Source organism: Methanobrevibacter sp. (assembly GCF_045220775.1).
In the GTDB taxonomy this organism is placed as follows: domain Archaea; phylum Methanobacteriota; class Methanobacteria; order Methanobacteriales; family Methanobacteriaceae; genus Methanocatella.
In genome coordinates, this window is the sequence record NZ_JBGUWC010000025.1 from 1 (window position 1) to 11,003 (window position 11,003).

The 11,003-nt window shown below is 35.3% G+C and carries 9 protein-coding genes and 1 pseudogene; 7 read left to right on the top strand and 3 right to left on the bottom strand.

The features are described from left to right. Together ACJROP_RS01305 and ACJROP_RS01310 are read left to right on the top strand one after the other, a co-directional pair. A pseudogene (locus tag ACJROP_RS01305) lies at positions 1-668 on the top strand (molybdopterin oxidoreductase family protein); the annotation flags it as partial. A gap of 113 nt (positions 669-781) precedes the next feature. After that, positions 782-1,987, top strand: coding sequence for a Coenzyme F420 hydrogenase/dehydrogenase, beta subunit C-terminal domain (locus ACJROP_RS01310; protein ID WP_292607454.1), 1,206 nt, complete (start codon positions 782-784; stop codon positions 1,985-1,987). A gap of 599 nt (positions 1,988-2,586) precedes the next feature. Here the strand turns inward: ACJROP_RS01310 and ACJROP_RS01315 are convergent. Genes ACJROP_RS01315 through mobB form a run of 3 tightly spaced genes read right to left on the bottom strand, consistent with a single transcriptional unit; the run spans position 2,587 to position 6,901 of the window. Continuing rightward, positions 2,587-4,902, bottom strand: coding sequence for a hypothetical protein (locus ACJROP_RS01315; protein WP_406533713.1), 2,316 nt, complete (start codon positions 4,900-4,902; stop codon positions 2,587-2,589). 27 nt (positions 4,903-4,929) lie between these two features. Then, positions 4,930-5,859: a GTP 3',8-cyclase MoaA gene (gene moaA, locus ACJROP_RS01320; protein ID WP_292881930.1), complete on the bottom strand. Its 930-nt coding sequence runs from the start codon at positions 5,857-5,859 to the stop codon at positions 4,930-4,932. A 1-nt stretch (position 5,860) separates the two neighbouring features. Then, on the bottom strand, positions 5,861-6,901 hold the full coding sequence (gene mobB / locus ACJROP_RS01325) for a molybdopterin-guanine dinucleotide biosynthesis protein B (RefSeq protein WP_292881927.1): 1,041 nt from the start codon (positions 6,899-6,901) through the stop codon (positions 5,861-5,863). A gap of 409 nt (positions 6,902-7,310) precedes the next feature. On the opposite strand from mobB, the gene ACJROP_RS01330 reads away from it, so the two are divergent. The 5 genes from ACJROP_RS01330 to ACJROP_RS01350 form a co-directional block, all read left to right on the top strand. Beyond that, positions 7,311-7,772 carry a 4Fe-4S binding protein gene (locus ACJROP_RS01330; protein ID WP_292607470.1) on the top strand — a complete coding sequence of 154 codons (462 nt, stop codon included), beginning with the start codon at positions 7,311-7,313 and terminating at the stop codon, positions 7,770-7,772. Between the two features lies 1 nt (position 7,773). Further along, positions 7,774-8,871, top strand: coding sequence for a tungsten-dependent formylmethanofuran dehydrogenase subunit FwdF (gene fwdF / locus ACJROP_RS01335; RefSeq protein WP_292607474.1), 1,098 nt, complete (start codon positions 7,774-7,776; stop codon positions 8,869-8,871). Between the two features lie 8 nt (positions 8,872-8,879). Next, positions 8,880-9,110, top strand: a complete 231-nt coding sequence (locus ACJROP_RS01340) for a 4Fe-4S binding protein (protein ID WP_296802190.1) — start codon at positions 8,880-8,882, stop codon at positions 9,108-9,110. A gap of 12 nt (positions 9,111-9,122) precedes the next feature. Beyond that, positions 9,123-9,692 (top strand): molybdopterin dinucleotide binding domain-containing protein, encoded by a 570-nt coding sequence (locus ACJROP_RS01345; RefSeq protein ID WP_292607480.1) that lies wholly within the window; start codon positions 9,123-9,125, stop codon positions 9,690-9,692. Continuing rightward, positions 9,682-11,003, top strand: a 1,322-nt coding sequence (locus ACJROP_RS01350; protein WP_406533714.1) for a formylmethanofuran dehydrogenase subunit B, incomplete at its 3' end; no start/stop codon positions are given. The genes ACJROP_RS01345 and ACJROP_RS01350, both read left to right, overlap by 11 nt.

Sequence of the window (11,003 nt, forward strand, 5' to 3'; positions counted from 1 at the left end):
CACAAGAACCTCCTGAAGGCGCTTGGGTAGACTGGAAAATCATGGAAGAAATCGCAGTCAGAATGGGAGTTCCAAGAGAATTATTCCACTACGAATCTGCTGAAGAAATCTTTGAAGAAATCAGAGAATGTGCTCCTATCATGGCAGGTATGAACCGTGAAAGATTAGACACTCCTGAAGCACTTCACTGGCCTTGTCCTTCAGAAGATGATCCATGTCAACCATTAATGCACAAAGTAAAATTCGCACACCCTGACGGTTTAGGAGTTTTCCAAGCATTAGAACACAAAGGTCCTGTTGAAACTGTAGATGATGAATACCCATTATTATTAACTACTACAAGAATCTTGTTCCACTATCACGCTGCAATGACCAGAAGATGTGAAACATTATCCAACGAAGTTAAAACCGGATTCATCGAAATCAACACTAAAGATGCTGAAGCAAGAGGAATCATTAACGGTGAAGTAGTAAAAGCATTCTCTAGAAGAGGAGAAATCGCAATTCCTGCTCGTGTAACTGACGACATCAAAGAAGGTATTGTAAACATTCCAATGCACTTTGTAGAATGTGCTGCAAATGTATTGACCAACTCCGATTCTTTCGACCCTAAATCCAAAATGGTTGAATTGAAAGCTTGTGCTATTGAAGTAGAAAAACTCGATGATGTTGTCGAAATGAAAGGTGAAGTATACAAAGATGGTACTGACACCGAAATTAAAGCTGAAAACATGGCAACTACCACCGTAAAAGTAGGTAAATAATTGAGGAGTAGATTTAAATGAGCGCAAAAATTAACGATATGTATTACGCATACTCTGCTATCGAAGACATCAAACAAAAAGGTGAATACGGTGGAGTAGTTACTACCATCATGAAATACTTATTAGAAGAAGGTATCGTTGACGGTGTTGTTGGAGTAACCCAAGGTCACGATATTTATGATGGTGTACCAACCCTTATCACTGACCCTGCTGATGTAATCAAAACTGCAGGTTCCATTCACTGTGGTACCTTAAACATTGCTAAATTCGTATCCAAATACTTAGATGGTGCAAGATACATGAAACTCGCTGTTGCATGTAAACCTTGTGATGCAATGACCATCCGTGAATTAATGAAAAAAGGTAAAATCATCGAAGAAAACGTTATTATGATCGGTGTAAACTGTGGTGGAACAATGTCACCTGTTCCAACCATGAACATGATTAGAGATGTATACGATTTAGATCCTAAAGACGTTGTCAAAGAAGAAATCGCTAAAGGTAAACTCATTATGGAAACTGCTGACGGCGAAAAAGCTTTCAAAATCGATGAATTAGAAGAACAAGGTATGGGTAGAAGAGAAAACTGTCAAAGATGTAATCTCAAAATCCCTTCCAACGCTGACTTAGCTTTAGGTAACTGGGGAGTTATCGGTCCTTTAGCTGGAAAAGCTACTTTTGTTGAAGTATTCTCCGAAACTGGTGCAGATGTTTTAGGTAAAGTAATTGATGCAGGTTTAATTGCTACCGAAGAACCAAATCCAAAAGGTGTCAAAATCAGAGAAAACGTTAACAACTTCATGCTAAAAGAATCTCAAGCTAAAAAAGAAATCGATTACGCAGGTACTACCGGAGACATCATCGACGTATTCTATCAATACGAAGACGAATTCTCCAAATGTATGAAATGTTACGGCTGTCGTGAAGCATGTCCATTATGTTTCTGTGAAGACTGCTGTCTTGAAGCTGAAGGTCCTGAATGGGTACCTGGTGGATACACTCCTGCTGCTCCATTCTTCCACTTAACACGTTTAGTACACATGGTTGACGCATGTACCAACTGTGGTCAATGTTCCGAAGTATGTCCATGTGAAATCCCTGTTGCTAAAGTATGGAGTACTGTAAACAACAAAGTAAGAGAAGTCTACGGATACATCCCAGGTATGGGTAGTGATGACCCACTTCCATTCACAGATCACGTATCCAAAGCTAAAAAATTATAATATTGGTCATCTGACCTTTATTATTTTTTCTTTTTTTTTAGGGTGGCTGCCAAAATTAAATTTTGCTTGAGTTGTTGATTTTTTTTAAATATTGTCACATCGAGTTTTAATTGGTTTTTAATGGATGTGCTTTTGCAGAAATCTTTTAAATTTGTTTTGTAATTATTGTAGATTCTTTTTATTTTATCTGGTTTTCTGGATTTTTGTGTGATTAACATATTTTGCAAAAAAGTTCATATTCTGATTTTCTAGGCATTTAAATGAAGTTTCCTTTCTTTCCTTTCATAAATCTTGCTTCAATATCATTTATTGGTATTTTTTTTTTAACTTTTGAGTGTTGCTCATAATTATCTGATTTTATAATATTTTCCAACTTTAAATCTTGCTTGTACTCCAAGTGCATTAAGGATAATCGTGTTGTCACTGTATTTTATGTTATTAGCCACTTTTTTTAAAACAATATATGTCTTAAATTAATTACAAATCCTATTTTCCAGCTATCTTGTAATATAATTGACATTACGTCTAATTATTTTAGATGCCTTGCCAACAGATGCATTCTAATGACTCGTATATTTAAAAATAAGTATGGGAAATTGCTACCTGATTTTAATTTTGATGCTTTTTGAAATGGATTTGTAGTAGCTGTTCCCAACAAAGTTAACTTTAGCTTTATATGTTCCTTTTTTGGTTAATTTTGTGATTTTAAAAATTGCCTTACCTTTGGAATTGGTTTTAGCTTTATATGTTTTGCCTTTAACTTTCAATGTTAATTTGACATTTTTAATGGCTTTTCCTTTGTTGTTTTTTAGGATTGCAGCTAATTTCTTTGTTTTGATTGATTTTTTGAATGCTTTTGATTTGGCGGAAAGTTTTGTCTTTTCTCTAGTGATTGTTATCTTAACGGTTTTTTTGGTTAGTTTGTAGTCGGAATCACTGAATTTTATTATCAAATTCCTTTTGCCGTATTTTGCAGCTTTCAGGACTTTTGGTGTTAATGTGAATGTTGCAATGCCCTTGCTTTTGGTGGTGGCTGATCCGATGTATTTTCCATTCAATGTAAATGTTACTTTTTTTCCAACAAGTGGGGTCCCGCTTATATCCTTGAGTGTAATGCTGTATTTTCCACCATAATTGATGATGTATGATGCACTTTTAGATATTATTTGTGCATTCTTCATTAAGCCAATGCTTTTCATGCTTGAATTATAGTTATATGGGCTTGTAAATATTAATGATAATGTTTTGTTTTGAAGAGTAATCCTTGTCATTTTATCAATATCGAATCCGAAATATTTTAAAAATGATTTCATCATGTTGAATGAGATTTCAGGACTTCCATATTCAATGGTCTTATGGTTGCATAAAACTTCATATGTATTTGCTGGGATTCCATTTAGATTGCATGTGTCTTCAATCGCTCCGGCGTAGGGTATTCCTGCGGTTTCATATATTTTGATGTCGTATCCTGTTTCATTTGAAACAGCCCTTGCAATATCGTAACTTTCTAAGGTTGGAATATATGTGCACATTATGCATGTTATTCCAACATCGCTGTCGCTATGCCTTGTACAGTGAAAATCTCCAAGTCCTGATGCATTTATTGAGATTGCAAAGTTTACTAAATTGTTTGATACTGTTCCATTGATGTTTGACACTGTGTTCAGATTTGTATAATTGACCATACGTTCATTAATGGCAGTGGATTCTGGAAAAATGAATGGAAATACATATATTGTCCCGTTTATTTCATCGCCGAAGGTGGCAAGCAAATTTATCAGTTTCAATCCAGCTACTTGTGATGCAAGCTCGCATCCGTGGGTTCCAACATTAACAACAATAGTTTTACCGTTTCCGTTTCCAAATTTGATGTATGGACTTCCCTGATTGCATAAGTCAATCAGATTGTCTGTTAGTTCGGTGTGTTCAATCCCGTTCATTAGGGGAATGTTTGCTCTGATGTCTGCTTTTGATCCCCAATCCATCACGCCAATTTCATAGTTGACTTCATTTTGTGTCTGATTTGTAATGTAAAATTTAAATTTGCCGTTTGTATCTACGGGGATTTTGTATTGGTTATTTAACGTTAGTGTTCCTCCAATGACATTTGCTCCTGTATTGTCTTTAACGCTTCCGTTGATTAGGATGTCATTTCCGACGGTAGTGATTTGTGATGTTATTTCTGTATTTTTTGCACCCGTAAATGTGAATGTTTTGGAAAAATTTGAAGGATTGAAGTGTTTTTTGTTGTTTGTGAAAAAGGCAGCAAAGTTAACTGGCTGACCAATAAGATTTCTTGTCGTATTCCATATATACAAAAAGTTCCCGTTTGCATCTACTTTGCACATTCCCATATTTTCACCATCGATATATATGGTCAGGTTTCCTTCGGTCACCTCTTCAAAGTCTTGAAACTCTTCGTATTCCCTATAGTCTGAAACGACATTTCCTGTAAAATACACACAATTGTCATATTTTGTTGCAACAATGTTGTGGCAGGTTGTATTTGCAACAGGAACATATAAAGTCAAGGTTGTTGTTGCATTATTGTATTTGCCTGTTCCGGTATATTTGCATGTAATATTAAAAGTCCCGGTTTCTTTACAAAAAATATAGCGGCCTCCAATACCATTTTCGAGATGTATGGTATGGTCTTCACCAAACACGTCGATTAATGTCACGGTTCCTTCAGTTACACTTTCATTGTTTTCATCATATGCATAAACCAGTATTGGTGTTTCATTATTTCCGTATATTCCTGTAAATTTGTCAGGTTTTATATAAACATCAAGTTTTTCGTTGTCACTAGCTGGGGATTCTCCAGATGTAATGATGGTATTTTGAGTATTATTCTCATCTGCAGCAGATAGCGGTGTAATGAGTAGAAATATGCTTATTATTCCTATCAGAATCAAATATTTTTTAATGATATCACCTAATCTTTATGTGTTAAACGGTTCTCGTTTGTCTATGCCTCTTATAAAAATTTCTTCCAGTTTTTCTTCGCTTTCTCCATTTCTTATATGTGAAATCAATTCAACAAGATTATCGTTTCTAAGCAAACACGGTTTGATTTTACCGTCAGGTGTGATTCTTAACCTGGAGCAATTTGCACAAAATTTGGAGTTATCGACAGGTCTTACTATTTCAATTTCACCATCGTTAATGTAATATTTTTTACGGCCCTGCATAAATTTTCGTTCTCTTACGTCATCAGCCATATCAGATAGCTTATTTTCAATGTTGTCTAATGGATAGTGGTATTCAGCATTGAATTTATCCTCATCACAGTTCTCGCTTTCAATAAGTTCAATCAGTTGAAGCACCATATTATTTTCCCTGCAGAATTCAAACATGTCCTTTACTTCATTTTGATTGATGTCCTTCATTATGACCATGTTGATTTTAACAGGGTATAATCCAACTTCAACGGCATTTAATATACCTGTTTTTGCTTCATTTAAATAATCCATTTTTGTAACGAATTTATAGGTATCCGGATTCAATGTGTCCAGACTTACATTTATTCTGTCAAGTCCTGCATCTTTCAGGTCCTTGGCATATTTTTCAAGCAGCACTCCATTGGTTGTAAGGGAGATGTCTTTGAAATCCAGACTGGCAATCTTTTCAACGATTTCGACAATATCTTTTCTGACCAGTGGATCTCCGCCTGAAAGCCTGATTTTTCGAACTCCAATTTTTTTGGCTATTTTGCAGATTTTATATATTTCATCAGGAGTCATTTCGTCCTTGGAGGAAACCATTCCGTCATGATGGCAGTAAATGCAGTTTTCGTTACATCTGTTTGTAATTGTGATTCTTAGTGAAAGAATTGGTCTTTCATATTTGTCCTTTACAACGTCATCCAGCATATTATCGTTCTTCCACTTCAATTTTTATATCTTTAATTTCTGTGTCAATTTTGAGAGTATTGATGATTGCAAATATTGTTTCTTTTAGAATGCCTTGGGTAAAGTCATTTATTTCAACATCATGATTGTTTGTCTTAAGTGTAATATCTGCAGTTCTCAAATCATTGCTGTTGATATTTTTGATTTCAACATATATTAGCTTTACATCATCTTCAGTTTTAATGGCATTTACCATTCCCTTAATCGAATTTGAAACGATGTTTTTGGTAAATCCGTTTATTTCAAGATTATCGTTATTTATCAGAATGCTGCATTCGCAGTCAATCGCATTTTTAGCTGCACTTTCATTTGGAATTACAAGCTCAATTTTACCTATATCCTCAACATCGTATTCATCAAGGTTTAATGTATTGATTATGCCGGTGATGCTTTGCTTGAAATAATCGCTAACGAATCTATTCAGTCCGACAACTTTTCCGTCAATTGATAGGTATGAATGTATTTTATCCAAATCGTCAACACTTAAGTTTCCCTGGCGAATTTCACGGGCAATAACCTCTCCATTGTTGAATCCACAGTTGTTGGCAAATAATGTATCAATAATATCGTGGCCTCTCTCTTCGATGAGGTCTGCAAGTTGGCTGACACCCTCTTCATCTATTGTAAATGAATCGACTTCCTTGATTGTATAGTCATCTTTAACGTCAGGGGATGTAATGATTTTAGGGTAGTTGTATCTTTTATATCCTTCAATAACTACAAAGTCGAAGTCGTCAAAATGTTTCAGCATATATAGTATTCTATTAAGATCATGCTCTTTTTTAACATTGAAAAATGTAGTTGAACCAACACCCACAACCAAGTTGGCACCAGCCTGTTTATGTTTCCAAGTGTCTGTATTTTCCTTGTCCATCTCTATTGAATGGTGTGAGTGCTTTATGGATGCAACATTATAGCCTCTTTTGGTCAGCTCTTCAATAACTTTCACGGTTAGTGATGTTTTTCCGGTATTTTTTTTACCTACAATAGATACTATCTTCATTATTTTTTCCCCTTAATAATATATTATATGTTATTCTTCGTATTAATTAAAAATTTCTAAATGATTATATGTGTACTAACTACACATTTTAGGCAAACCTAAACTTTTTTACATATTTTCGCCGTTTTTGTAATACTTTTTACATATATTAGTATTACAAATTTTGACTGATTTTTCTAGTTTTTAATAGGTTAAAGAATTATAAGTTATTATTTAATATTAAATTCAATTAATTGTATTGTTTAATTTAAACTAATATATTTTAAAGGTTTTTGTTTGATTTAAAGTATTTTGAAAAATTTTTAAAAAAATTTTTGTGTACTATTACCACAGTAATATTTAAAGCTTTCTACTTTAATCTAGTAGGCAACTATATTTATATAAGAAAACATATGTGTTATCATTACACATGGTGGTTCAAATGCCAAAGCATATTGCATCTGGTCTAAAATATTTGGCTGCGGTCAAGTTGAAGGATGCTGGTGAAAGTCACCAGGCAATTGCTGAGGAGTTGGGTGTCGATAGATCTACTATTTCCCATTATTTGAATGGTCGAAATTTATCCTGGAACTCAATTGATGTTGCAAGGACTATTGTGGACTTATCTCCCAGGGATTTCTTGAAAATGACTGAGGCTATATTTGATGAACCAGAACAGAGTCGAAAAATTGTGAATATTTGCCGAGAAAGAAATTTCGAGGTGAGTATAGGAGATTCGTGTATTGGTTGCGGCTTATGTGTAAATGCATGTACAATGAAAGCTATTGAGTTAGAATCATTAAAGGCACATGCAGACTCCATACAATGTTGTGGTTGTCAGCTATGTAGCGATGAATGCCCAACTAATTCTATAAAAATTTTGGAGATTTAATATGATTAGAAATTTAAAAGAGGTTAAAGACAACAACTTTGACATCACAAGATCTGCTGAAGAAGTTAGAAACTTGTCTTTCAACGACCATGTATGTTTAGGTTGTGGGATTTGTGAATCTACTTGTCCTGTCGAAGCAATTACATTAAATGCAATTGCTGTTGACGCACGTCACAGAATCTCAAACGACGTTTATTTCAGTGGTCATGAAAAGATTGCTCAAAACTTCAAAGATGAATTTGATGTTCAAAGAGTAAGCATTGACGAAAGTAAATGTGTATTATGTGGTATGTGCAGCGGATTATGTCCTGTTGATGCATTAGTATTAACTATTGATGGCGTACCAATCAAAGAAATTGAAGCATATCCTCATTATAACGCTTTCTCAGAAATTGATGATGATGAATGTATTTACTGTAAAAGATGTGAAATCGCATGTCCTCGTGATGCAATTGTCATTGAAAGAGTTTTACCAGACCGTGCTGACTTAGTAACTGGTGAAATTGATGTAGATGATGAAGAATGTATCTACTGTGGTGTATGTGAAGAATTATGTCCTGCAGAAGCAATCGTCGTTGATAAAGAAACTGGAAGAGAATCTATTGTCATTGACAAAGATAAATGTGTATACTGTTTAGTATGTAAAAAATCCTGTCCTACCAATGCTATTAAAGCAATTTGTAGAGCATGTAACTACGGTGAATATGATTTAGACCCTGCAAAAGCTGCTGTTAAAGGAAACTCAGTCATCGACTCAGAACTCTGTGTATTCTGCGGATGGTGTGAAGGAGTATGTCCAACCGATGCTGCTAAACACAAAAAACCATTCGAAGGTTCTATTGAAATTGATGATGATAAATGTCAAGCTTGTGGAGCTTGTGTAGATATTTGTGGATGTAACGCATTAGCATTCCCAGTATCCTCAGGTCCTGGTTCTAGAATGGAACATGTAATTGCTAACAATGATTACTGTGTAAAATGTAAAGCATGTGCAAAAGCATGTCCTAACGGTGCAATTACTGTAAAAAGAACTGAAATTGACCACACACCTATTAGCTCAACTACTTGGAAAGATGCTTTAGATGCAATTAAAGACTAGGTGATTATATGGAACTTAAAGTAGAACAAGATAATTGTTTAGGATGTGGGATTTGTGTAATCGCTTGTCCTGTAAATGCTGCTATCAGCCCAGAAAACGCTGGTGGTAATGGTGCTAAGACTGAAGAAGTTATTATGATGGTAGAAAACGGATTCATCAAACTCTTTAGTCCTGAAAAATGTGAAAAGTGTGGAACATGTCAAATGTTTTGCCCAGTAAATGCTATATGGTTAGAATAGGGGGATTATTATATGCATTATGCTAATACTTATTTAGAAAAACCTGTAGTACCTGATGTAAAAATTACTGGTGAAGGAACAACTGATGTTTTAAAATGTATGTTAAACACCGGTTCTGACATCTACCAAGGTGCTTGTAAAAAAAGAGGATCCACCTTAAAAGAAGAATACAAAAACGCTTCCGGTACCTGTTACATGGATCCTAGAGATATGGCAAAATTAGGTGTAAACAACTGGGATACTGTACTTGTTAAAACCGATTTCGGTGAAGTAGTTGTAAACTGTGCAGTTTCAAGAGATGCACCTCACGAAGGAACTGTATTCATTTGTAAAGGACCATGGGCTAACACTATTGTAAGTCACGACACTTACTGCTGTTCTGACCCAACTTACAAAGGAATCAGATGTACTGTCGAAAAAACCGACAGAAAAGTATTACTCATGGCAGACTTAATGAGATGGGTATACAAAAAATACGTTGATGAAGAAGATGACGATGTTGTAGAAAACATGGACTCTTTAGGTGAATTACCTGTTTATCACGGACGTAAATGGGAGGAGTTGATTGACCATGACTTATGAACCACCTGTAACTGATTATGATCACATTGTTGAAAATTGTACTTGTGCATTCTGTGGTTGTAACTGTGACGACCTCGACTACTTAGTCAAAGACGGTCACGTAGTTGCTGTAAGACACGCATGCAGATTAGGAGCAAGTAAAATTATGGAAGATATGGATCAAAGATTACTTGTTCCAATGATTAGGGATGAAAACGGAGAACTCAAAGAAGTAGATTGGGATACTGCTTTAGACAAAGCTGCTGAATACATTGCTAATTCCATCAGACCAGTATTTTACGGTTGGTCTGAAACTTCTACTGAATGTATGAAAGAAGGAGTAGCATTAGGTGAATACATCGGTGCTGTATTAGATAACCAAGCTACTATCTGTCACGGTCCTTCTCTCCAAGCTGTACAAAACGCAGGTTACCCTATTCAAACTTTAGGAGAAGTTCAAAACAGAGCAGATATGATTGCTTACTCTGGAAGTAACGCAATGAACTCTCACCCAAGACACATGGCAAGATATGCTGTGTTCTGTAGAGGATACTTCAGACAAAGAGGAAGATTCGACAGAACTGTTGTTACCATGGATCCAAAATTCTCCGATACTGCAAAATGTTCAGACAAATGGATTGGATTCGAACAAAACGGAGATTACGGTTTCTACAATGCTATTAGAGCAGTTCTCAGAGGAAAAGAATTATACCAAGACGTAATTTCTGGAATTCCTAAAGAAGACATATATGAATTAGCAGAAGAAATGAAAAACGCTGAATTCGGTGTTCTCTTCTTCGGTTTAGGTTTAACCCACACTTTATCAAAACAAAGAAACATTGATATTGCAATTAAAATGGTACAAGACTTAAACAAATACAGTAAATGGGGTCTTACTCCAATGAGAGGTCACTTTAACGTAAACGGATTCAATATTTTCATGGCATTCGAATGTGGATTTGCTTTCGGTGTTGACTACTGTAGAGGTTACCCAAGATATATGATGGGTGAAACCAACACTATCGATTTATTAGTAAGAAAAGAACCAGATTGTTTCATGGTTATTGCAGCTGACCCAGGTGCTCACTTCCCTAACGGAGCAAACCAACACTTAGCTAACATTCCTGTTATTCAAATCGATATTCACTGGGGTCCATCAACTGAACTCGCTGATGTAGTATTACCAGGTTCATTCATTGCTGTAGAATGTGCTGGTACCAGTTATCGTATGGATGGAGTTCCTATCTACATGAAGAAAGCTATCGACAAACCAGAAACCTGTCGTGATGACGAATGGATTGTCCGTGAATTGAAAGAAAGAGTAATGAAACT

Bases quoted from the DNA above. Each gene is read 5' to 3' on its own strand.
- ACJROP_RS01310 (WP_292607454.1), top strand. From the start codon at position 782: ATGAGCGCAAAAATTAACGATATGTATTACGCATACTCTGCTATCGAA.
- moaA (WP_292881930.1), bottom strand. From the start codon at position 5,859: ATGCTGGATGACGTTGTAAAGGACAAATATGAAAGACCAATTCTTTCA.
- mobB (WP_292881927.1), bottom strand. From the start codon at position 6,901: ATGAAGATAGTATCTATTGTAGGTAAAAAAAATACCGGAAAAACATCA.
- ACJROP_RS01330 (WP_292607470.1), top strand. From the start codon at position 7,311: ATGGTGGTTCAAATGCCAAAGCATATTGCATCTGGTCTAAAATATTTG.
- fwdF (WP_292607474.1), top strand. From the start codon at position 7,774: ATGATTAGAAATTTAAAAGAGGTTAAAGACAACAACTTTGACATCACA.
- ACJROP_RS01340 (WP_296802190.1), top strand. From the start codon at position 8,880: ATGGAACTTAAAGTAGAACAAGATAATTGTTTAGGATGTGGGATTTGT.
- ACJROP_RS01345 (WP_292607480.1), top strand. From the start codon at position 9,123: ATGCATTATGCTAATACTTATTTAGAAAAACCTGTAGTACCTGATGTA.